Genomic DNA, 21,665 nt, shown 5'->3' with positions numbered 1-21,665 from the left:
AGGAGCACGCCTCATGTCCCACCCACCACACAGCATCCTCGTCGTCGGCGCCTCGCGCGGCCTCGGTCATGCCATCGCGGCCGAATTCCTCAAGAAGGACTGGAAGGTCATGGGCACGGTCCGCGGAACGGCCCGCACCCTGCTGCACGATCTGGCCGATGCGCATCCCGGCCGCGTCGAGATCGAGTCGCTCGACATCACGGACCCCGGGCAGATCCAGGCCCTGCGCGAGCGGCTGGCCGGCCGCCGGTTCGACATCCTGTTCGTCAATGCCGGCACCACCAATCCCGATCCGACCCAGACCATCGGCGAGGTCTCGACCGAGGACTTCGTGAACCTCATGGTCGCCAATGCGCTGAGCCCGATGCGAGTGGTGGAAAGCCTCGCGGGCAACGTCCCGCCGGACGGCCTGATCGGCGTCATGTCGTCGGGGCAGGGCAGCATCGCCGACAACGAGACGGGCCAGCGCGAGGTCTATCGCGGCAGCAAGGCGGCGCTGAACCAGTTGCTGCGCAGCTTCGCCGCGCGGCAGGCCGGAACGCCGCGTGCCCTGCTGGCGATGGCGCCCGGCTGGGTGCGCACCGAGCTGGGCGGGCCCGAGGGCCGGCTGACGATCGAGCAGAGCGTGCCGAGCCTGGTCGAAGTGATGCTCGCGAAGCGTGGGCGGCCCGGGCTCGAGTACCTGGACTACCGGGGGCGCACGGTGGCGTGGTGAGGCGGGTGCGCCGCGCTAGGGTTGCGCGCTGCCTTCGTTGAGCCTGCGACGTCCCAGCGGCGTGATGGCAAAGATCACCGCGGGGCGGCCATCCGGCCGTTCCGGACTCGGCAACTGCGCCTTGATCATCCCGGCGGCCTCCAGGACGATGGCGCTGCGGACGTCCTTCTCGTCGGCGATGACCAGCGGGAACGAGGCGTCTTCGATGCGGCGAAGAAGCTCCATGGGCATTTTCAGGTCTCCAAGGCTGTGACACAGACCGAATGCACGAAAAGTGACTCGAGCGTCGCGAAACAGACTTTACGTCTGGATGGCATTCATGCCGTGACTTTTGTCACATGGTGGCGCAATAATACGGGTTCACCATTAATACGCAGGTATCAACAAATGTCGGTTTTTACCTGCTGCCAATGCAGTGTGACCCACCTGAACCGGATCCAGCGCAGCACCTGGATGCGTTTCTTTCCCTGGCTACGCGCCTACCAGTGCAGCCGCTGCGGCAAGGTTCAGCTGCTGTCGAAGCGGGCGGTCGACGAAGCGTTGGCGGCGCATACCTCGAGGGTTGCGCGCCATTCGGGGGGACGCCCCGCCGATCGAAAATCCCAGGGCCTTGGCGATGCGTCGAAGCGCAGTCCCGACATGAGTTGACGCGCCGGCAGGCGCCGAGGAAAAAGCCCCCAAAGAACCCCTCAAAGAAAAAGCCCGCTTGTCCAATGGACAGCGGGCTTTGCTTTGTGTGGTGGCTCTTCACGGACTCGAACCGCGGACCTGTGGATTATGATTCCATCGCTCTAACCGACTGAGCTAAAGAGCCGAGCCTGCGATTATAGCCCAGGCTTTTCGCACAGTTCAACCACCGCGCGAAGCTTGTGCGCCCGGCAGCTTGCCGAGCTCCTCGGACACCAGCCGCACCACCAGCTTGTCGAGCGTCTGCACCGAATAGTTGCCCACGTCGTGCACGGTCTGCGTGCCCGGGCCGCTCGCGGGATCGGCGGCGTTCCGGTAGGTCAGGAACACGAAGCGCCCGCCGGTGTATTGCGCGATCTGGCGCTGGATGTATTCGCCCTGCCTGTCGAGGCCCGAGGCGCCCACGCTCAGCACCTTGATGCCCTTGCCGAGCGCGGCGACCATGCTGTCGTCGTACTGCGGGCCGGGGTAGTCCAGGTGCGGCGGCGCGTCGGCCAGCAGTATCACGAGCCGCGTGGTGTCGTCGCCGCGCCAGCTCATGCGCTGCACCGTCTCGTGCAGGGCCTCGTTCATCGCCTCGGGATAGTCGCCGCCGCCCGCGGCCTGCAGCGCGTCGAGCACGCCCTGGAAGGCATCGAGGTCGTTGGTGAAGTCGTGCCGGCGCACCACGAACTCGTCGTGGATGTCGCGGTAGGCGACGAGGCCGAAGCAGGTGTCGGGCCGGCTCGGCAGGCGCGCGACCTGGCCGGCGATGTCGCGCAGCGTGCTGCGCAGGCGGGCGATCTCGTCGCCCATCGAGCCGGTGGCGTCGATCAGGAACACCAGGTCGAGCTGCGCGCGCGCGGGACGGGTGCCGGGGCGCTCGAGCACCACGTCGACCGCGTTCTTCTGGCCGCGACGCAGGAACGAGCTCGCCTGGCGGCCGTTCTTGCGCACGGTCACTTCGTAGACCGCGCTCGGCTCGGCATCGAAGGCCCTGGGATGCAGCCAGGCGCGTCCGCCCGCATCGGTGCGGGCCCACATCGCGGCGCCGTTCGCGGCCTGCACGGCGACCTCGGCATCGGGCACCACGTTGCCCTGCGCATCGCGCACCTGCAGCAGGTAGCGCTCGCCGACGTCGCGCTCGCGGTGCGCGACCCGGGTGCGCTGGCGGAAGGCCAGGTACTCGCCGAAGTCGGCGTTGTCGTCGACCATGCCAGCCGTGACGGGCTCGTTCGCGGGGCGTGGGGCGACGGCGATCGGGGCCGGGGCGGGCGGCGGCGGGGCCTCCATGGTCGACGGGCTTGCCAGCCCGGCGCTGGCGTCGGCCATGGGCGCCGCCCTGGACGCGAGGGCTTCCATGGCGGGCGCGGACCGCCGCGCCGGCTTGGCGACAGCTCCCACGACGGGCCGGTGCTGCGCGATCCGGCCGGTGCCCGGCGTCTCGCTGGTCTGGATCGGCCGCGCGCAATGCTTCGCCGATGGCGCCTCGAAGTTCGGCATCGCCGGTTCGATGCGGCGCGCCGGGGTCGCCGCTTCGGTCGCCGGCACGGCCGGGGCCGGCCAGCGCGCGGCGGTGGCGCCGTCGTCGCGGCGGATGGGCGCTTCGGTGGCGCCACAGGCGCCCAGGAACAGCGACGCGCACAACAGCGCGACGAGGGGACGGCGAAGGCGAGAGGCTCGGATCGGGATCATGAAAGCGGCTCCGTGGAGTGATCGGTGCAGGCTGTTACGGCCCGCCGCCGCCAGCGGGGTTAAGCCGTTGCATCTTTTTTCGGGCCGCGCCAACCCCGCGCCGCGCAGCCATGCGTACAAGTCGAGGTGAGAATCCACCGATGTCCGCGCTGCCCCGCGCCCGTTCCGCCACTGCCAGCCCGGCCGCGTCCGATGCGACCGGCCGCGACGCCATGCCCGACGATCAGCTGATGCTGGCCTACGCGCGCGGCGACGCCGCCGCCTTCGACGTGCTCTATGCGCGCCACGAGGGCGGACTGTTCCGCTTCGTGCGGCGGCTGCTGGGCGCGCGGCTCGCGTCGCAGGCCGACGAGGTGTTCCAGGACACCTGGGTGCGGATCATCACGGCGCGCGAGAGCTTCTCGCCGCAGGGCGCGGCCTGGCGCACCTGGGCCTTCACGATCGCGCACAACCTCGCGATGGACCGGCTGCGCGTGAGCGGGCGCGAAGTCGCGCTCGACGGCCACGCGGGCGAGGACGACGAGGCCATTCCGGCGCTCGAGCGCGGCGTGCACGGTGCTTCGGACGACGTGGCCACCCATCCCTCGGCCGAGGAGCTCGCGTTCTGGCGCGCCGCGGGCCGGCGCCTGCTGGCCTGCCTCGACGAGCTGCCCGCCGAGCAGCGCGCGGCCTTCCTGCTGCACCACGAGGACGGCCTGACGGTGGAGGCGCTGTCCGCCAGCCTGCAGATCGGGTTCGAGACGGTGCGCAGCCGGCTGCGCTACGGGCTGCAGAAGCTGCGTGGCTGCATGGAACGCTACCTCGCGGTGCTGGAGGGCGCGCGATGAGCACGGGATTCGACGACGACGAGCTGCGCGACGCGCGCCTGCGCCGCGCGCTCGAGCATGCGCCGGACGCCGGGGCGCTGCCCGATCCGCGCACGCGCGAGGCGATCCGCAAGATGGCGCACAACCTCGCGGCAGCGACGCCGCCGGCTGCCGCGCCCACGGCACAGCCCTGGTGGCGGCGGCTCTTCGGCGGCGGCGGCCCGCGCGGTCGCATGCCATGGAACGCGGCCTTCGCGACCTTGCTGGTGGTCGGCTTCGTCACCGTGCTGTGGCGGCAGGAGCCGGTGCCCGATGCGCGGCTCGATGGCGAGGCGCGCGTGGGTGGCGCGGCGGTGGAAGCGCCGCCGGCGCCCCCTCCCGCGCATGCCCCCGCGCCCGCCGAGCCTGCCGCTTCCGTCGCCGCCCCGAGCCCGGCGCCCGAGGCGCCGACCGCCGACGCGGTGCGCAAGCAGGCCGAATCGGCCGTGGCGCCTCGGCGTGCGCCGACGCCCTTGCCCGAGAAGCGGCGCGCACCGGACGAGCCGGCGGCCAAGCCGCGCGAACCGGCTGCCGAGACCGCTCCGCTGGCGGCCGAGTCGTTCCGCAAGAGCGAGAGCGAACGCGCCGCCGTCCGTCGCGATGCCGATGACGCGGCCGGCGCCCTCGCGCGGCCCGCGCCTCCGCCGCCCCTGGCGTACGCGCCGGCGCCGCAGGCCGAACTCGCTGCGCCTTCGGCGGCGCCGCGAGCACGCCTGGCGGCCGCGCCGAACGCCGCGTCGAGCGCCACGCCTTTTGCCGTGCTGGAGCGCTGGACCACCTGGTCCACGACGGACGACCCCGCCGGCGGCCACGCCCGCGATGCCATCGAGGCCTTCCCCGCGCTGCTGGGCGCGGTCGCGCGTTCGGCCACCGCGCCCGATGTGCCGCTGGCCGCGCCGGTCGAGACGCGCATCGCGCTCCATCGCGGCCGCAGCCTGGTCGCGGTGCTCGAGATCGCGGGCGACCAGGTGCGCTGGTCGCCGCAGCCCGGCGGCGCGGCCTTCGTCGGCACGCCGCCCGCGCAGGCGCTCGCATCGCTGCGCGCCGCGCTCGAGCGCGCACGCGAAACGGCTTCGACGCCGCGGCGTTGAAGGCGTCGGGCTTCGGGGCAAAAAAAAGCGGGCCGTCCGGCCCGCCCGCCCTCAGGCGTTCTTGAAGTCCGGCTGGCGCTTGGTCAGGAAGGCGTCCATGCCTTCCTTCTGGTCCTGCGTCGCGAACAGCGCATGGAACAGCCGGCGCTCGAACATCACGCCGTCGCTCAGGCCGCTCTCGAAGGCGCGGTTGACCGACTCCTTGGCCGCGATCACCGAGATCTGCGAGAAGCCGCAGATCACCAGCGCGGCGCCCAGCGCCTCGTCGGCCAGCTTCTCGAACGGCACCACGCGGCTCACGAGGCCCGCGCGCTCGGCTTCGGCGGCGTCCATCATGCGGGCGGTCAGCACCATGTCCATGGCCTTGCTCTTGCCCACCGCGCGCGGCAGGCGCTGCGTGCCGCCGGCGCCGGGGATCACGCCGATCTTGATCTCGGGCTGGCCGAACTTGGCGTTGTCGGCCGCGATGATGAAGTCGCACATCATCGCGAGCTCGCAGCCGCCGCCGAGCGCGAAGCCGGCCACGGCGCCGATCACCGGCTTGCGGATCGAGCGGATGGTCTCCCAGTTGCGCGTGATGTAGTCGCCCTTGTAGGTGTCGATGAAGCTGTACTTGGCCATCGCCGCGATGTCGGCGCCGGCCGCGAAGGCGCGCTCGCTGCCGGTGAGGATGATGCAGCCGATGGCGTCGTCGGCGTCGAAGGCCTTCAGGGCCTGGCCCAGCTCGGTCATCAGCGCGTCGTTGAGCGCGTTGAGCGCCTTCGGGCGGTTGAGGGTGATGATGCCGACCTTGCCAGCTTCGGTCCGCACTTCGATGTTCTCGTAGCTCATGGTGTCTCCGGGGAAGGGAAGAAAAACGCGCTTCACTATACCCACGGTGCCGTGCGCCACCGTGGCACGGGGCTGCTGGCCGGTGCCTTCGCCCTTCCTGCTGCATGGCTTTGTTGAGAATTGTTCTCAACTAGAATCCGCGGCCATGGAGTTCCCGATGCAAGAACATGCCGTGTTGCTGCGGGCCTATGCCCGCGTGCAGGAGCGCTGCTCGCAGCTGCTGGCCGAGCAGGCCGCGCTGGTGGAGCGGCTGGAGGCGCAGATCGTGCGCCTGCGTGGCGCGCTGGTGGCGCGCGATTCGGCGATGGCGATGGTGCGCGAGGAGCTGGCCGCGCGCGCGGCCGTCGGCGCGGCGCTGCCGAAGCGGCTGCATGCGCTGCTCGCACCGGGCGCCGCGCGCCGCCTGGCCGTTCCGGTGCAGGCGCCGGTGCCCGCCGACCTGCGCGAGAAGTCCGTGCTCTGCGTGGGCGGCGACGAGCGCACGCCCTCGCTCGCGCGCCAATTGGTCGAGATCGCCGGCGGCCGCTTCCTGCACCTCGAAGGCGCGGACGGCACCGACGATCCCGCGTTCGAGGCCAGCCTGCGCGTGGCCGACCTCGTCATCTGCCAGACCGGCTGCCTGAGCCACGATGCCTGCTGGCGCGTGCAGGACCATTGCCGCCGCACCGGCAAGCCCTGCGTGATGGTGGGCGAGCCGCAGCCCATCCATTTCGTGCGCCGCGAGACGGCCGAGGAGGCCGCGGCCGAACGGGCCTTGCCCGCGGGCTAAGCCTTGGTCGCCGCGATCGCCACCGGCGCCAGCCACTTCGAGACCCGGCCCGTGTCCTGCGCGAGCAGGCGCCAGGTCGTGACGCCCGTGGGCAGCACCAGCGGCAGCTTCACCAGCTTGCGGTCGCGCGCGACCAGCGCGGTGCAGCGCTTGCCCGCGCCGAGGTAGAGCGCGAGATCGTCGAGCCGGCCGATGCGCCAGCCCTGCGCGCTCTTGCGTCCCGCGGCCGGCAGTTCGATGCCGATCCATTCGTCGCCGGCCGCGAAGCCGGCCTTCTCGGCCGCGCCGCCGCGCAGCACCACCTTGACCTGCACGCTGCCACCGCTTTCCGCCACGCGCAGGCCCAGCGTCTGCGCGGGCTGCGAGGGGTCGTCGAGCGTGGCCACGCCGTGCAGGCGCAGCAGCTCGGAGAGCGGCAGCTCGGCGGTCGAGTGCACCCAGGCCGCGAGCTCGGCCGCGTACGAGCGGCCGCCCGCGGCCTCGAGCGCGGCCGCGATATCGGCTTCGCTCACCGGCCCGCCGCCGCTCGCGTTCCACAGGTGGCGCATCGCGTCGTCGAGCGAACCGCGGCCCTCGGCGCGCAGCTTGAGGTCGAGGCACAGCGCGACCAGCGCGCCCTTGGTGTAGTAGCTGACGGTGCCGTTGGGCGTCTGCTCGTCCTGGCGGTAGTACTTGACCCAGGCGTCGAAGCTCGCGTCGGCCACCGACTGCACCTGGCGCCCCGGCGTCTGCTGCACCTGGTTGATGGTCTTGTTGACCAGCCGCAGGTAGGCCGCGTCGTCGATCAGTCCGGCGCGGCGCAGCAGCAGGTCGTCGTAGTAGCTGGTGAAGCCCTCGAAGAACCACAGCAGCTTCGTGTAGTTCTCGCGGCCGTAGTCGTAGCGCGCGAACTCGGCGGGCCGCAGCCGCTTCACGTTCCAGGTGTGGAAGTACTCGTGGCTGATCAGGCCCAGCAGCGTGACGTAGCCGTCTGCGGCCTTCTTCATGCCGAGCTGCGGCAGGTCGCGGCGGTTGCAGATCAGCGCCGTCGAATGGCGATGCTCGAGGCCGCCGTAGCCGTCGTCGACCGCGTTGAGCATGAACACATAGCGGTCGATCGGCGGCTTCGCTCCGCCGCGCTTGCCGACCTTGTCGCCGTGCCAGAAGCGCATCTCGGCTTCGCAGATGGCCTTCGTGTCGGCCAGCAGCCGCTCGCCGTCGAACGAGGCCGCGGCGCCCGCGACCACGAAGCGGTGCGGCACGCCGCCGGCCTCGAACTCGCCGCTCCAGAAGGCGCCGAGCTCGACCGGGCTGTCGGCCAGCTCGTCGTAGTCGGCCGCGAGGTAGCGGCCGAAGCCGTGGCGGTCGGTCTTCAGCGGCGGCAGCGCGGTGGCGCAGGACCAGGGCGCGGCGCCCTCGGGCAGCGCCGAGGCGGCGGGTGCGACGATCTCGAGCGCATGCGGCGCATCGGTCTGGCCCTCGACCCGCAGGCACAGGCTGGTGCCGTTGAAGAAGCCGCGCTCGGCATCGAGCCAGGCGGTGCGCACCGAGTTGTCGTAGGCGCAGACCTTGTAGCGCAGCACCAGCGGCTGGCCGGCCGCGCATTCGACGCGCCAGCTGCACTTGTCGAGCTGCGTCAGCACCGGTGCCTTGCGCCGGCCCTGCGAGGCCTGCAGGCCCTGCAGGTTCTTGGCGAACTCGCGCACGAGGTAGCTGCCCGGGATCCACACCGGCAAGGTCAGCTGCTGCTCGGCCGCCGGGCGATCGATGGTGAGCGTGACCTCGAACAGGCGCGCATGCAGGTCGGCGCATTCCACGCGGTAGTGCACGCCGGGCGCGGCCACGGCCGCGGGCGCCGCGGCCGCGCGCCGCGAGGGGGACTTCGTCGCCATCAGCTGGCGGAGGCGGCGAGTTGCTTCTCGACCTGCTCGGCGGGCACGGCGCCCGGGGTGCGGGTGCCGTTGCTGTAGATCAGGGTCGGCGTGCCGGTGATGTTGTAGCGGCGGCCGAATTCGACGTTGCGCTGCAGCGCGGTCACGTCGCAGCTGCCGGGGGCGGTGGCCGGCCGGGTGCCCGATTCCATCCAGTCGCTCCAGGCCTTGCCCTTGTCCTTGCTGCACCAGATGTCGCGCGACTTGACGGTCGAATCGGGACCCAGCACCGGATAGAGGAACAGGTAGACGGTGACGTTGTCGACCGACTTCATGTCCTTCTCGAAGCGCTTGCAGTAGCCGCAGTTCGGATCCTCGAAGACCGCGAGCTTGCGCTTGCCGTTGCCGCGCACGATCTTGATCGCGTCCTTCACGGGCAGCTTGTCGAAGGCCACCTCCGACAGCTTCGCCACGCGCTCCTCGGTGAGGTTGCGGCGCGCGTTCACGTCGATCATGTTGCCCTCGAGCAGGTAGTTGCCCTGCTCGTCGGTGTAGTAGATCTGCGCGCCGTTGACGCGCACCTCGTAGAGGCCGGGCATCGGCGTCTTGGTGATTTCCTCGATGGCCGGGAACTGCGGGATGCGTTCCTTGAGGTTCTTGCGGATCTCGGCTTCGCCGGCATGGGCGCCGAAGGCCGCGAGGATCGCGAGCGACGCGAAGGCGGCGGGAAGCAGGTGGCGTGCGAGTGTCTTCATGGGTTCGAGGGAGTCGTTGTTCGGATCGTGCGGCGTCAGGCTTTCAGGCCCATGGCCTGCCGCGTGACCCAGTGCTTGACCAGGCGCGTGCGGTCGAAACCGCGCATGCCCCAGTTGCGCAGCGCGGGCAGCGGGCCCAGGCCGTGCGAGAAGAGTTGCTGCAGCCCGTCGGTGGCCAGGCTCATCTGCAGCACCTCGGTGCGGCGCGCGCGTTCGTAGCGGCGCAGCAGGCGCGGATCGCCCACGCTGCGCCAGTAGTCGCGTTCCTTGATGACGGCGGCCAGCGCGGCCGCGTCGGCCAGGCCGAGGTTCAGGCCCTGGCCCGCGAGCGGATGCACGGTGTGGGCTGCGTCGCCGGCCAATGCCCAGGTGCGCGGCGGCTGGCCGCTGGTTTGCGCCGCAGTCTGTGCGGAGGCAGGCAGGGTGCCGGTCCAGCGGTCGGCGATGGCGCGAGCGAGCGGCCAGGCGCCGCGCTCGCTCGCCAGCCGCAGCGCGCCGAAGGCCTGGTGGCTGGCCTCGGTCACGGCGGCGTTGAATTCCTCGGCCGATTGCGCGAGCAGCGCCGGCGCGCGCAGCTGGTCGACCGACCACACCAGCGCCAGCCGGCGGCCGTGCACGCCGTCGAGCGGCAGCAGCGCGAACACCTCGCCCTTGTCGTTGAACCACTGGCGCGCCGTGCCCTCGTGCGACTGCTCGGCCTCGAGCCGTGCCGCGATCGCATGCTGCGGATAGCGCGTGACCGCGTAGCTCACGCCGAGCGCCTCGCGCGTGGCGCTGGCCTTGCCTTCGCAGACCACGGTGAGCGGCGCGGCGACCGGTTCGCTCACCACCTCGATCTGGGGCTGGAAGCGCACCGCGTCGGCCAGCTGCTTCTCGAGCGCCGGCACGTCGACGATCCAGGCCAGCGCCTCGACCTTCTGGCGCGCGGCGCTGAACTGCACGCGGCCACCCTCGTCGCCGTCGACCACCATCTCGCGCACCGGCGTGGCGCTGATGCCCTCGGGCCAGGCGCGCAGCGAGACCAGCAGCTCGCGCGAGGCGGCATTGAGCGCATAGGCGCGGACGTCTTCCCGCTCGGCGGCGGCGGGCGGCGCCACCAGCGCCACGCGCACGCGTTCGCGCGCGAGCAGCAGGGCCAGCGTGCGGCCGACGATGCCGGCGCCGCGGATACAGACTTCGGGGGGGAGGGCCATCGCGGCATTGTAGGAGGAGGCTCCCGCGGCCGACCCCGTGGGGAAACCGGCCATTGGGGGTATGCCCGGAGCGAGGACAATCGAGCCCCCATCCGAGGAGCCCCCGTGACAGATTTCGATCTCCAGGCCACCATCGCGCGCCTGTTCGTGTACCCCGTCAAGTCGTGCGCCGGCGTCGAGCTGCCCGAAGCGCTGCTGACCGAGACCGGCCTCGAATTCGACCGGGCCTGGATGGTGGTCGACGAAGAGGGCGAGTTCGTCACGCAGCGGCAGCTGCCGCGCATGGCGCTGATCAAGCCGCAGATGAAGCACACCGAGGTGGTGCTGCGCGCGCCCGGCATGCTGGCGCTGCACCTGGCCTTCGACCGGGTCGAGCAGCCGATGCGGGTGCGGGTCTGGAAGGACGAGGTCGATGCCTACGACATGGGCGACATCGCGGCCCAGTGGTTCAGCGACTTCCTCTCCGAGCCCGGCAAGCCGCGGAAGCTGCGGCTGGTGCGCTTCGATCCCGAGGTGAAGCGGTTGTCGAGCCTCAAGTGGACCGGCGGCATCGAGGCCCAGACCCAGTTCGCCGACGGCTATGCGCTGCTGGTGGCCAGCGAGGGCTCGCTGGCCGAGCTCAACGAGCGGCTGGCGCGCGACGGCCATGGCCCGGTGGGCATCGAGCGCTTCCGGCCCAACATCGTGCTGGCCGGCATCGAGTCGCACGACGAGGACCGCGTCGAGATGCTGCACGTGGCCAGCGGCGCCGACGGTTCGGCGGACGGCGCGCAGCTGCAGCCGGTCAAGCCCTGCTCCCGCTGCCCCATTCCCGACATCGACCCGGCCACCGCGCTCAGCAGCCCCGAGGTCAACGACACGCTGCGCACCTACCGCGCCGACCCGCGCGTCGACGGCGCCATCACCTTCGGCATGAATTGCATCGTGATCCAGGGTGTGGAGCAGATGCTCAAGGTCGGGCAGGCAGTCGGGGCGAACTACAAATTCGAGTGAGCGATCAGAACGTCACGCCCGCGCACAGGATGATGTTCGCGTAGGGCGTGCATTCGCCCGTGCGTACGACTGCCTTGGCACGCGCGCTCAGGCGTTTCAGCTCCTCGTGCGACACCGTCTCGGGCACGACCGCGAGCTGCCCCGCGCACCATTCGGGCAGTTCGCCCGTGGCGCGGCCCTCGACCGCCTCGCGCGCGAGCAGCGCGCGCTCGACCTGCAGTTCGCTCAGCACCGCCTTCAGCACCTCGGCCACGCGCGGCACGCCGGGCGTGAGCGCGAGGTCGATGCGGCGCGGGCCGTCGGGAATGGGCAGGCCGGCGTCGCCGATCACGAGCATGTCGCCATGGCCCATGGTGGCGATGACCTGGGACAGTTCGGAGTGCAGCAGGGCGGTACGTTTCACAGCGGAATCCAGTCGGGGGGCAGGGGGCTGCGCAGCACGGCCTCGCGCTGCGGGATGGAAGGCTGGGCGCCGGGCTGCTGGATGCACAGCGCGGCGGCGCGGATGCCCAGGCGCACGGCCTCGTCGAAGGACTGGCCCTCGCCGAGCGCGGTGGCGAGCGCGCCGAGGAAGGTGTCGCCGGCGGCCGTGGTGTCGACCGCCTGCACCACCAGCGCCGGATGGTGGCGCGCGCCGTCGGCATCGACCGCCACCGCGCCGCGCGCGCCGAGCGTGACCACCACGCGCGCGATGCCGCGCGCGCGCATCGCCTGCCCGGCGGCCGCGGCCTCCTGCGGGCTGTCGGCGCCCAGGCCGCTGAGCGTGCGCGCCTCGATCTCGTTGACCACCAGCGTGTCGATCTTCGGCCACAGGGGCTCGGCGATGGCCTGCACCGGCGAGGGATTGAGCAGCACCTTGCAGCCGGCCTCGTGCGCCACCGCGATCGCGCGCTCGACCTGCGCCATCGGGGTCTCGAACTGGGTCACGAGGAAGGCCGCGCCCGCGAGCCGGGTGCGCAGGTCCGCCGCGTCGAGGTCGACGCCGGCATTCGCGCCCGCGATCATCACGATGCGGTTCTGGCCGCTGTCCTCGACCATGATCAGCGCGGTGCCTGTCGGCTCGGCGGCATCGGTGCGCAGGGCCTCGGTGTCGATGCCGTCGCGTTCGAGCGCCTGGCGCAGCGCGCGGCCGTGGTCGTCGTCGCCCACGCAGCCGATCATGCGCACCTGCGCGCCCTCGCGCGCGCAGCTCACGGCCTGGTTGGCGCCCTTGCCGCCGGGGATGGTGGCGAAGGAGCGGCCCAGCAGGGTCTCGCCCGCGGCGGGCGCATGCGGCACGCGCAGCACCAGGTCCATGTTGAGGCTGCCGAGCACCACGATGCGCGGTGCCGCGGGGCGGGAGGAAGACGTCGGGCTCACGGGGTGCGGGACTTTCGGGTGTCGGCGGAAGAGGGGACGGATACCGGTGCGGCCGCGGGCGCTCCGGAATAGCGCGCGGTCGAGGCCCGCACGTGCAGCTCGGGCTGCAGCACCACCTTGCGCGCATCGCGGCGGCGGCCGCCCACGCGCTCGAGCAGCATGTCGACCGCCAGCGCGCCGATGCGCTCCTTGGGCTGGGCCACGGTGGTGAGCGGCGGGCTGGTGTAGGCCGAGAGTTCGATGTCGTCGAAGCCGACGATCGAGAGCTCGTCGGGCACCCGCACGCCGCTCTCGTGCGCAGCGCGCAGCGCGCCGATCGCCATCAGGTCGTTGCAGACGAAGACCGCCGAGGGAATGTCGTTGGTGCCGGCGCGCAGGATGGCGTGCATCGCCTCGTAGCCGCCCTGGCTGGTGAAGCCGCCGCGCCACAGCAGCGCGTCGGCGTCGCCGGTGCCGTGGCCGCTCTCGGCCAGCGCCATGCGCCAGCCCGCGATGCGCTGTTCGCTCGGCGACACGCCCTGCGGCCCGCCGATGCAGGCGATGCGGCGGTGGCCCAGCGACAGCAGGTGGCGCACCGCGAGCAGGCCGCCCTGCATGTGGGCGGTCTCGACCAGGTCGCAGTGCGGATCGGCGATCTCGCGGTCGAGCAGCACGGTCGGCACCTTGAGGCCGTTGAGCTGCCGGGCCAGCGTGTCGTCGTCGCCGGTCGACACCACGATCAGCCCGTCGATGCGGCGCTCGGCCAGCACCTGCAGGTACACGCTCTGGCGGTGCGGCTCGTCGTCGGTGTTGCACAGCACCAGCGTGTAGCCGGCGCCGAAGCAGCGGTCCTCGATGATGCGCACGATCTCGGCGAAGTAGGGGTTCGAGCTGTTCGGGATCAGCATTCCGAGCGTCGAGGTGGTGTTGCTCTTGAGGCTGCGCGCCATCGCGTTGGGCACGTAGCCGAGTTCGCGGATCGCGAGCTCGACGCGCTCGCGGCCCTTGGCGCTGACGTGGCGCGTGTCGTTGACCACGTGCGAGACGGTGGTGACCGACACGCCCGCGCGCAGTGCGACGTCCTTGATGGTGGCCATGGCCTGGGTGTTCCTGTTGCGGGTGCTGCTTCGTGGGGAGGGGAGCGTCAGGCCAGCCGGCGGTCGGCGCGACGCTGGCGCAGGGTGTCGATGATCACCGCAACCACGATCACCGCGCCGGTGATGATGCGCTTGCTCGGCTCGCTGGCGCCGACCTGCGCCAGGCCGGCCTCGAGCACCGCGATGATCAGCACGCCGAAGAAGGTGTTGACCACCGAGCCGCGCCCGCCCATCAGGCTGGTGCCGCCGATCACCACCGCGGCGATCACCTGCAGCTCGATGCCCACGCCCGAGTTCGGATCGGCCGCCTCGAGGCGCGCCGACTGCATCAGCCCCGCCAGGCCGGCCAAGAGGCCGGTGACCGCGAACACCACGATACGGATCGGCCGCGGGTCGATGCCCGCGAGGCGCATCGCCTCCTCGTTGGTGCCGATGCCCACCACGTAGCGGCCGAACACGGTACGCGACAGCACCAGCTGGCCCACGATCACCAGCACCACCGCGAGCACGAAGGCCGCCGAGATGCCGCCGATCCACGGCGCCGCCAGGCCCGAGATGGCATCGCCCACATATTGGGTGCGCGAGTCGGTCACGAGGTAGGCGCCGCCGCGCACGGCCTCGAGCATGCCGAGCGAGACGATGAAGCTCGGCAGCCGCCAGGCCACCGACACGGCGCCGGTGATCGCGCCGCAGATCAGGCCCGTGGCCAGGCCCAGCAGCGCGGCCAGCGGCACCGGCAGGTGCCATTGCAGGATGGCGGCGGCGGCCACCGCCGCGCTGAGCGCCAGCACCGAGCCCACCGAGAGGTCGATGCCCGCGATGATCAGCACGAAGGTCATGCCCACGGCCATCACGGCCAGCGCGGGGATCTCGTTGGCGATGGTGACGAAGGTCTCCACCGTGAGGAAGTATTCGCTGAGGCTGCCGAACAGCCCGATCATGCCGAGCAGCACCACGGCCAGGCCGATGTAGGTGCCGAGCTGGCCCTTGAGGGAGCCGGCGCCGGCGGCGGGGGGAGCGGAAGCGGTGGTGGTCGTCATGGGGCGAAGGAGGATGAGGCTCAGGCGGCGGCCGCGAGAGCGTGGGCGGTGGGGGCTGCGGAGGTGGCGCGGCCGGTGTCGCCGAAGGCCGCGGCCAGGATCGACTGCTGGTCCCAGGCGCCGCGCTCGAACACCGCCACCAGGCGGCCGGCGTGCATCACGCCGATGCGGTCGCACATGGCCATGAGTTCGCGCAGGTCGCTCGACACCATCAGCAGCGCCTTGCCGGCCTCGGCCATGCGGTCGAGCTCGGCATAGAGGTCGGCGCGCGCGCCCACGTCGACGCCGCGCGTCGGCTCGTCGAGCAGCAGCACCTTGCATTCGCGGTGCAGCCAGCGCGCGAACACCACCTTCTGCTGGTTGCCGCCGCTGAGCGTGGCCACGCTCTGCTCCTCGCTGCGCGAGCGGATGCGCAGCGTCTGCACCAGCCGGCGCGCGATGCCGCGCTCGGCGGCCGCGCGCAGCCAGCCCAGGCGCGAGACCGCGCCGAGGTCGCTGAGCGTGGCGTTGACGCGGATCGATTGCGTCATCAGCAGGCCCTGCGACTTGCGGTCCTCGGTGACCAGGCCGATGCCGGCACGGATCGCCTGCATCGGCGAGCGCCAGCGGCCCGCGGCCGGTTGCTGCGCTCCGGGCCAGTGGAGTTCGATCGTGCCGCGCTCGGCCTTGTCGGCGCCGAACAGCAGCCGCACGAGCTCGGTGCGGCCCGAGCCCACGAGCCCGGCGATGCCCATCACCTCGCCCGCGCGCAGCTGCAGGTCGACATCGCGCACCGCGCTGCCGCGGCCGATGCCGTGCGCGCTCAGCATCGGCGCGCCGGCCACGCGGCGCGGGCGGCCGTCGTGCTCGTGCACCGCGCGGCCGACCATGCGCTCGACCAGTTCGGATTCGCGCACGCCGGCCATCGGCCGCACGTCGACCAGCCGGCCGTCGCGCAGCACCGCCACGCGGTCGGCGATGCGCTGCAGCTCCTCGAGCCGGTGCGAGACGTAGACGATGCCCACGCCGCGCGCCTTCAGCAGCGCGATCTGCTCGAACAGATGCTCGGTCTCGCGCGGCGTCAACATCGCGGTCGGCTCGTCGAGGATCAGCACGCGGGTGTCGTCGAGCAGGTTGCGCGCGATCTCCACCATCTGCTGCTGGCCGATGCCCAGGCGCGAGACCGGCACGGCCGGATCGATGTGCGAGAGGCCGATCTTGGCCAGTTGCAGCCGCGCGGCCGCGTGCAGCTCGGCGCGCTGCAGCCAGCCCATGCGCTGCGGCAGCCGGTCGAGCAGCAGGTTCTCGGCCACCGTGAGCGTGGGCACCAGCCCGAGTTCCTGCATCACCATGCGCACGCCGTGCGCCTCGGCGTCGCGGCGCGAGCCCGGCTGGAACGGCGCGCCGCCCAGCAGCATCGTGCCGCGCGTCGGCGTGACGAGGCCGCAGACGATCTTGGAGAGGGTGCTCTTGCCGGCACCGTTCTCTCCGGTCAGCGCGAGCACCTCGCCGGCCTCCAGCGTGAGGGTCACGCCGTCGAGCACCGGCGCGGCGTAGTCCTTGCCGATGTCGTGGAGCGCGAAGAGCGGCGTGGCGGGGGTTGCGGACATGGGCGCCGGCAAGGGGGGGTCTCGAGGTGTGTGACAGCGGTGAAAGAGGCGCGGTGCTTACTTCTTCGAGTCCTTGGTCACCAGCACCACGTCGGTCTTGATCTCGGCCGGCATGTCGGCCTGGCTCTTCTTGTCGGCGATCGCCTTCAGCGCGGTCTCGATGCCGAACACGGCCTGCTTGTCGGCGAACTGGTCGGCCGTGGCGAGCACGCGGCCGTCGGCCAGCATCGGCTTGATGGCACCGATGTTGTCGTAGCCCACCACCTGCACCTTGCCGGTCTTGCCCGCGGCCTTCACCGCCGCCACCGCGCCCAGCGCCATGCTGTCGTTGCCGGCCAGCAGGGCCTTGAGGTCGGGGTTCTCGCGCATCATGCCGGCGGCCACCGTGTTGCCCTTGTCGATTTCCCACTGGCCCGACTGCACGCCGGTCACGGTCATGCCGGCGGCCTTCATCGCGTCCTGGTAGCCGAGCGTGCGTTGCTGCGCATTGAAGGTGGTCGACACGCCTTCGATGATCCCGACCTTGTCGCCCGACTTCAGGCTCTTGGCCAGGTAGTCACCCACCAGCTTGGCACCGGCGCGGTTGTCGGGGCCGACGAAGGGCACCTGGATGTTCTTTTCCTTCAGCGCGGCCGCGTCGAGGCGGTTGTCGATGTTGACCACCAGGATGCCCTTGTCGATGGCGGCCTTGACCACCGGCACCAGCGCCTTCGAATCGGCCGGCGCGATCACCAGCGCATTGACCTTCTGCGCCACCATCTGCTCGACCATCTTGATCTGGGCTGCGGTGTCGGTCTCGTCCTTGATGCCGTTGGTCACCAGCGTGTACTTGCCCGAATTCGCCTTCTGGTGCGCCTTGGCCCCGTCTTCCATGGTGCGGAAGAACTCGTTGGCCAGCGACTTCATCACCAGCGCGACCTTGGGCTTGTCCTGCGCGAGCGCCGGCGAGGCGGCGAAGGTGCCCAGCAGGGCGAGGGCGGCGGCGGTCTGCACGGTGCGGCGGGTGAACTTCATGGTGCGTGTCTCCTGAGGTGTGTTGGAACGAACGATGACCGATCTGGCGGCCCGGCGCCGATGGTACTGGACGAAAACGTTTGCGCAAACGTTTGCTTATGGGGTTTTCATCGGGTTTTACCCTGACCCGCCGGCCCTGTTTAGCCGCCTGCCCGAACCGCCGGGCGGGGCGCCTCGCCTAAAATCGCCGGTTCACCTGAGGACCCCCCATGAGCTTGAAGTGCGGCATCGTCGGCCTGCCCAACGTCGGTAAATCCACCCTTTTCAATGCGCTGACCAAGGCCGGCATCGCAGCGGAAAACTATCCCTTCTGCACCATCGAGCCCAACGTGGGCATCGTCGAGGTGCCCGATCCGCGGCTCGCCCAGCTCGCCGACATCGTCAAGCCCGAGCGCGTGGTGCCCGCGATCGTCGAGTTCGTGGACATCGCGGGCCTCGTGGCCGGCGCCAGCACCGGCGAAGGCCTGGGCAACAAGTTCCTGGCCCACATCCGCGAGACCGACGCCACGGTGAACGTGGTGCGCTGCTTCGACGACGACAACGTGGTGCACGTGGCCGGCAAGGTCGACCCGATCTCCGACATCGAGGTGATCCAGACCGAGCTGTGCCTGGCCGACCTGTCGACGGTCGAGAAGGCGCTGCAGCGCCACACCAAGGTGGCCCGCTCGGGCGACAAGGACGCGCAGAAGCTGGTCGGCCTGCTCGAGCGCTGCCAGGCCGCGCTCAACGAGAACAAGCCCGTGCGCGCGCTCGAGTTCACCAAGGAAGAGCTGCCGCTGGTCAAGAGCTTCACGCTGATCACCGCCAAGCCCGCGATGTTCGTGGGCAACGTGGCGGAGGACGGCTTCGAGAACAACCCCTACCTCGACCGCCTGCGCGAGTACGCCGCCAAGCAGAACGCGCCCGTGGTGGCGATCTGCGCCAAGATCGAGGCCGACCTGTCCGAGATGGACGACGAGGACAAGAAGATGTTCCTGGCCGAGATCGGCCAGGACGAGCCGGGCCTCAACCGCCTGATCCGCGCCGCCTTCAAGCTGCTGGGCCTGCAGACCTACTTCACCGCCGGCGTGAAGGAAGTGCGCGCCTGGACCATCCATGTCGGCGACACCGGCCCGCAGGCGGCCGGCGTGATCCACACCGACTTCGAGAAGGGCTACATCCGCGCCCAGACCATCGGCTTCGACGACTACATCGCCTTCAAGGGCGAGCAGGGCGCGAAGGACGCGGGCAAGATGCGCTCGGAAGGCAAGGAATACGTCGTCAAGGATGGCGACGTGATGAACTTCCTCTTCAGTTCCTGAGAAGAAGCCGCAGCAGCGGCAGCTTCGGCATCGGGGCCGGCCGGCCCCGGTGCCCGCGGGCCGGGATGCCGGGCCGCCGCGTCGCGGGTCCGACCCCGTCGATGCCTCTCCCGCTTCGCGCCTGCCAGCGCATCGGGCCGATTCCCTTCTTGTTGCAAAACCGGTTCGACCGGCGAGCGTGATTTGTTTCTCGGAAATTTGGATGTCTCCGAATTGATCGGGAAATCATGAAATTCCGCTTGTGTATTATTCCGGGCGATTTTTCGTCTTGCCGGATGGATTTCCTTTGAAATCCGTCGATTTCTGATTGAAATCGAAATCAAATTATCCAATTGGTTTTAAATTGGATTGATTTGAAATTCGCGGGGCTCCAGCCAGCGTGGCTGCGAGATTTCCCGCTTGGCAAGCCGGTCGAACAAGCATCCGGGAATAAAAAAGGGGGAATTCAATGAATCGAATCGCCGTGCGGTGGCTGGCCGCATGTCTCATGGCCGCGGGTTTTCAAATGGCCGCCGCGGCGCCGGCGGCGTCGGATGCGGTGTCCGACGAATTGCTCGGCGTCGCGGCCGAAGTGCTTCGGAAAACCGACACCGACCGGGTGAGCGAACTCTGGGATTCGGGCTCCAACGTGCTGAAGGCCCGCATGAACAAGACCGCCTTCATGCAGGCCACGAGAAAGGCGCGGCAGTCGATGGGACCGGTGGCCAGCCGCGACTGGTCGAGCGTGACGCGTCTCAAGTACCGCAAGGACAACGAGGACGGCTTTCCCGCGGGTCTCTATGCCAATGTCGTGTTCTCCACCGAGCTGGACAGCGGCAGGAAGGCCTCCGAAAGAATCAGCTTCGCGATGGAGAACAACCACTGGATCTTCACGGGGTATGCGATCGCGCGCGAGGCGCCGGACATGTACACGATGCCGGCCAAGCCCGCGATCCGGCCATCGCAGCCACCAGTGCCCTCCGTGCCTTCGGCGCCTTCCATGCCTTCGGCGCCAAGTGCCGCCGTTGCCGAGGTCGAAGCCGCCGTGCGCGGCTGGGCCTCGGCCTGGTCGGCCCAGGACATGGATCGCTACCTGGCGGCCTATGCGCCGGAGTTCACGCCGGCCCGCGGCCAGAGCCGCGGCAAATGGGAAGAAGAGCGCCGTGTCCGCATCACCGGCAAGTCGAGCATCGGCGTCACCCTCGAAGACCTGGTGATCAGCATCAACGACCGGACCGCGACGGCCCGGTTCCGGCAGAACTACCGCGCGGACAAGCTCAAGGAAGTGAGCCGCAAGGTGCTGGAGCTGCAACGCTCGGGCAACCAGTGGCTGATCCGCAAGGAAAGCACCGGCGGCTGACATCGGCGCGCACGGCCATGGCCTCGAACTTCAACGACGAGCTCTTCGCCCGGGTCGTGCTTGCCTCGATCCAGGCGAGCGAACGGATCATGCGCAGGGACGGCGTGCTCCCGCCACTGGGCATCGCGTTCCTCGGCGAGGCCGTCGACGGCCAGGTGGTCAATCCGCTCGAAGAGGAGGGGGCGCAAGATCTCGATGGCGAGCGGCTGCGGGAGCGCGTGCATCGGCGTCTTTGCGCCATCGCCGGCCGGCGCGACGATGTCGTCGCCGTCTCGACCCTCCTGTACCGGCGGGACCGGGGACGGGTCCATGTCCAGGTCGAGTTTCCCGGCGCGATGCTGCAGCCGCTGGCCTTTCCCGTGGCGAGGGTGAATGGCGTGTGGACCGTCTCGGACAGCTGGGAGCCGTTCCCTCACCGCATCGCGGCGTCCGTCCTTGCGCGCTGATCTCAGCGCGCCGCCTGCTGCTTGCCCCACACCACCGTGTTGTCCACCGCGTAGGCCGCGCACACCACCTTGCGTTGCGTGCAGCCCTTGAGATGCTCGGTCAGCGCGGCCGAGCTGGTGGCAGTGCCGAAGCGGCTGTCGCTGGTGATCAGGAAGGCGCGCGGCCGCGCCTGCAGCAGGAACTGGCGGTAGGCGACGCGGATCTGCCGCGGATCGGCGCCGACCACCGGCAGCGCGGCTTCGTCGGCGATGTCGGCGTGGCCCGAGGGCACGGGCTCGCCGTTCGATTGCAGCACCACGCCCACGGTCTTGAGCAACTCGCGCCAGGTCTCGCGCTCGGCCATCACGCGCTGCGGCAGTTCCATCACCCATTGCGCCGGATAGGCGAAGCCCAGGTTCGAGCCGCCGGGCGAGACGCGGTCGGTGACGCCGATCAGCCGGCCGTCGGTGTCGAAGAGGCCGCCGCCGCTCGAGCCCGAGGACACGGGCGCCGAGGTCTGGACGATCGGCAACTGCCCCGGTGCGCGCGGCCGCAGCGCCGAGATCAGGCCCTCGCTGAGCGTGCGCTCGAGGCCGTGCGGGCTGCCGATGGCGAACACGCGCTGGCCCACGCGCAGGCTGTCGGCCGGCGCGATCTCGACGGCATGCAATTGCAACGGTGTCTCGGTCATCAGCACGCAGAGGTCGCGCGTCGCATCGGGGTGGCGCAGGATGCTGCCGATCTTGATCGTGGTCTGTCCCTGCATCACGGTCACGGCCGCGGCACCGTCGACCACGTGGCAGGCGGTGGCCAGCGCGGTGGGCGTGACCGCCACGGCACTGCCCACGGTCACCTGGTTGTCGCCGCGGTCGCCCTTGACGGTCCAGACCGCGGGCGAGGCATGCTGGTAGAGCGCCTCGGGATCGAGCGCGGCCTGCGCCGGGCGGTGGGCAACGGCGGCCGCCGCGAAGAGCAGCGCGAACATCGCGCCGCGCCAGCCCCCGTGCATGCGGCGCGGCGGGGGAGGCGTGGTGGTCGGTGTCATGCGGCCAGTGTAGGAAGCGGCTTCGCCCGCGCCTGTAGGCGACCGCGCTGACAGGGCTGCGCTTTGCCGCGCG

Annotated in this window: 22 protein-coding genes and 1 tRNA gene; 9 read left to right on the top strand and 14 right to left on the bottom strand. The window is 70.5% G+C overall.

Going from position 1 to position 21,665, the window contains the following annotated elements; all coding sequences use genetic code 11:
• Positions 1–13 precede the first annotated feature (13 nt).
• Entirely contained in the window at positions 14–715 is a 702-nt protein-coding gene (locus AC1HIL_RS00200) for an SDR family NAD(P)-dependent oxidoreductase (RefSeq protein ID WP_479670875.1), read from the top strand.
• A 15-nt stretch (positions 716–730) separates the two neighbouring features.
• Here the strand turns inward: AC1HIL_RS00200 and AC1HIL_RS00195 are convergent, their stop codons facing one another.
• On the bottom strand, positions 731–946 hold the full coding sequence (locus AC1HIL_RS00195; RefSeq protein WP_057596915.1) for a hypothetical protein: 216 nt from the start codon (positions 944–946) through the stop codon (positions 731–733).
• An 18-nt stretch (positions 947–964) separates the two neighbouring features.
• Here AC1HIL_RS00195 and AC1HIL_RS00190 point away from each other — a divergent pair, with 18 nt between their 5' ends.
• Entirely contained in the window at positions 965–1,363 is a 399-nt protein-coding gene (locus tag AC1HIL_RS00190; protein WP_261211542.1) for a hypothetical protein, read from the top strand.
• A gap of 89 nt (positions 1,364–1,452) precedes the next feature.
• Here AC1HIL_RS00190 and AC1HIL_RS00185 read toward each other — a convergent pair.
• Positions 1,453–1,529: transfer RNA gene (locus tag AC1HIL_RS00185), tRNA-Met, on the bottom strand.
• A 35-nt stretch (positions 1,530–1,564) separates the two neighbouring features.
• Entirely contained in the window at positions 1,565–3,076 is a 1,512-nt protein-coding gene (locus AC1HIL_RS00180) for a vWA domain-containing protein (protein ID WP_479670873.1), read from the bottom strand.
• A 140-nt stretch (positions 3,077–3,216) separates the two neighbouring features.
• Here AC1HIL_RS00180 and AC1HIL_RS00175 point away from each other — a divergent pair, with 140 nt between their 5' ends.
• Positions 3,217–3,903 carry a sigma-70 family RNA polymerase sigma factor gene (locus tag AC1HIL_RS00175; protein WP_296735276.1) on the top strand — a complete coding sequence of 229 codons (687 nt, stop codon included), beginning with the start codon at positions 3,217–3,219 and terminating at the stop codon, positions 3,901–3,903.
• Positions 3,900–5,012 carry a hypothetical protein gene (locus AC1HIL_RS00170; protein ID WP_479670872.1) on the top strand — a complete coding sequence of 371 codons (1,113 nt, stop codon included), beginning with the start codon at positions 3,900–3,902 and terminating at the stop codon, positions 5,010–5,012. The genes AC1HIL_RS00175 and AC1HIL_RS00170 overlap by 4 nt, the downstream gene beginning before the upstream one ends.
• Positions 5,013–5,063: 51 nt before the next feature.
• Here AC1HIL_RS00170 and AC1HIL_RS00165 read toward each other — a convergent pair whose 3' ends face one another.
• Positions 5,064–5,843: an enoyl-CoA hydratase gene (locus tag AC1HIL_RS00165; RefSeq protein ID WP_019656299.1), complete on the bottom strand. Its 780-nt coding sequence runs from the start codon at positions 5,841–5,843 to the stop codon at positions 5,064–5,066.
• Between the two features lie 157 nt (positions 5,844–6,000).
• On the opposite strand from AC1HIL_RS00165, the gene AC1HIL_RS00160 reads away from it, so the two are divergent.
• Entirely contained in the window at positions 6,001–6,612 is a 612-nt protein-coding gene (locus AC1HIL_RS00160; protein WP_479670871.1) for a DUF2325 domain-containing protein, read from the top strand.
• On the opposite strand, the gene AC1HIL_RS00155 is transcribed toward AC1HIL_RS00160, so the two are convergent.
• Genes AC1HIL_RS00155 through AC1HIL_RS00145 form a run of 3 tightly spaced genes read right to left on the bottom strand, consistent with a single transcriptional unit; the run spans position 6,609 to position 10,410 of the window.
• Complete coding sequence (locus tag AC1HIL_RS00155) at positions 6,609–8,483, bottom strand: M61 family metallopeptidase (protein ID WP_479670870.1); 1,875 nt, start codon at positions 8,481–8,483, stop codon at positions 6,609–6,611. The genes AC1HIL_RS00160 and AC1HIL_RS00155 overlap by 4 nt on opposite strands.
• On the bottom strand, positions 8,483–9,217 hold the full coding sequence (locus AC1HIL_RS00150; RefSeq protein WP_261211534.1) for a DsbC family protein: 735 nt from the start codon (positions 9,215–9,217) through the stop codon (positions 8,483–8,485). Before AC1HIL_RS00150 ends, AC1HIL_RS00155 begins: the two co-directional genes overlap by 1 nt.
• 35 nt (positions 9,218–9,252) lie before the next feature.
• On the bottom strand, positions 9,253–10,410 hold the full coding sequence (locus AC1HIL_RS00145; protein WP_479670869.1) for an FAD-dependent monooxygenase: 1,158 nt from the start codon (positions 10,408–10,410) through the stop codon (positions 9,253–9,255).
• A gap of 105 nt (positions 10,411–10,515) precedes the next feature.
• Between AC1HIL_RS00145 and AC1HIL_RS00140 the strand changes: the two genes are divergently transcribed.
• Complete coding sequence (locus AC1HIL_RS00140; protein ID WP_479670868.1) at positions 10,516–11,403, top strand: MOSC domain-containing protein; 888 nt, start codon at positions 10,516–10,518, stop codon at positions 11,401–11,403.
• A gap of 4 nt (positions 11,404–11,407) precedes the next feature.
• On the opposite strand, the gene rbsD is transcribed toward AC1HIL_RS00140, so the two are convergent.
• Genes rbsD through AC1HIL_RS00110 form a run of 6 tightly spaced genes read right to left on the bottom strand, consistent with a single transcriptional unit; the run spans position 11,408 to position 17,481 of the window.
• A complete protein-coding gene (gene rbsD, locus AC1HIL_RS00135) occupies positions 11,408–11,806 on the bottom strand; it encodes a D-ribose pyranase (RefSeq protein WP_209543692.1) in 399 nt (132 codons plus the stop codon).
• On the bottom strand, positions 11,803–12,762 hold the full coding sequence (gene rbsK, locus AC1HIL_RS00130; RefSeq protein WP_261211528.1) for a ribokinase: 960 nt from the start codon (positions 12,760–12,762) through the stop codon (positions 11,803–11,805). The genes rbsD and rbsK overlap by 4 nt, the downstream gene beginning before the upstream one ends.
• Positions 12,759–13,838, bottom strand: coding sequence for a LacI family DNA-binding transcriptional regulator (locus tag AC1HIL_RS00125; RefSeq protein WP_057590802.1), 1,080 nt, complete (start codon positions 13,836–13,838; stop codon positions 12,759–12,761). The genes rbsK and AC1HIL_RS00125 overlap by 4 nt, the downstream gene beginning before the upstream one ends.
• A gap of 47 nt (positions 13,839–13,885) precedes the next feature.
• Entirely contained in the window at positions 13,886–14,878 is a 993-nt protein-coding gene (locus tag AC1HIL_RS00120) for an ABC transporter permease (RefSeq protein ID WP_057590803.1), read from the bottom strand.
• A gap of 20 nt (positions 14,879–14,898) precedes the next feature.
• Positions 14,899–16,467 carry a sugar ABC transporter ATP-binding protein gene (locus AC1HIL_RS00115; RefSeq protein WP_413762295.1) on the bottom strand — a complete coding sequence of 523 codons (1,569 nt, stop codon included), beginning with the start codon at positions 16,465–16,467 and terminating at the stop codon, positions 14,899–14,901.
• 57 nt (positions 16,468–16,524) lie between these two features.
• Positions 16,525–17,481 (bottom strand): sugar ABC transporter substrate-binding protein, encoded by a 957-nt coding sequence (locus tag AC1HIL_RS00110; protein ID WP_057590804.1) that lies wholly within the window; start codon positions 17,479–17,481, stop codon positions 16,525–16,527.
• 209 nt (positions 17,482–17,690) lie between these two features.
• On the opposite strand from AC1HIL_RS00110, the gene ychF reads away from it, so the two are divergent.
• The 3 genes from ychF (at position 17,691) to AC1HIL_RS00095 (ending at position 20,567) form a co-directional block, all read left to right on the top strand.
• The gene (ychF, locus tag AC1HIL_RS00105; RefSeq protein WP_479670867.1) at positions 17,691–18,782 is read left to right on the top strand and encodes a redox-regulated ATPase YchF; all 1,092 of its coding nucleotides are present in this window, start codon (positions 17,691–17,693) and stop codon (positions 18,780–18,782) included.
• 448 nt (positions 18,783–19,230) lie between these two features.
• On the top strand, positions 19,231–20,121 hold the full coding sequence (locus AC1HIL_RS00100) for a DUF4019 domain-containing protein (RefSeq protein WP_413762296.1): 891 nt from the start codon (positions 19,231–19,233) through the stop codon (positions 20,119–20,121).
• A 17-nt stretch (positions 20,122–20,138) separates the two neighbouring features.
• The gene (locus AC1HIL_RS00095) at positions 20,139–20,567 is read left to right on the top strand and encodes a hypothetical protein (RefSeq protein WP_413762297.1); all 429 of its coding nucleotides are present in this window, start codon (positions 20,139–20,141) and stop codon (positions 20,565–20,567) included.
• A 2-nt stretch (positions 20,568–20,569) separates the two neighbouring features.
• Here the strand turns inward: AC1HIL_RS00095 and AC1HIL_RS00090 are convergent, their stop codons facing one another.
• Positions 20,570–21,592, bottom strand: a complete 1,023-nt coding sequence (locus AC1HIL_RS00090; protein ID WP_479670866.1) for a trypsin-like peptidase domain-containing protein — start codon at positions 21,590–21,592, stop codon at positions 20,570–20,572.
• Between the last annotated feature and the right edge of the window lie 73 nt (positions 21,593–21,665).

The organism is Variovorax sp. ISS6, from assembly GCF_056523145.1.
This window is presented reverse-complemented; position numbering and strand designations above follow the sequence as displayed.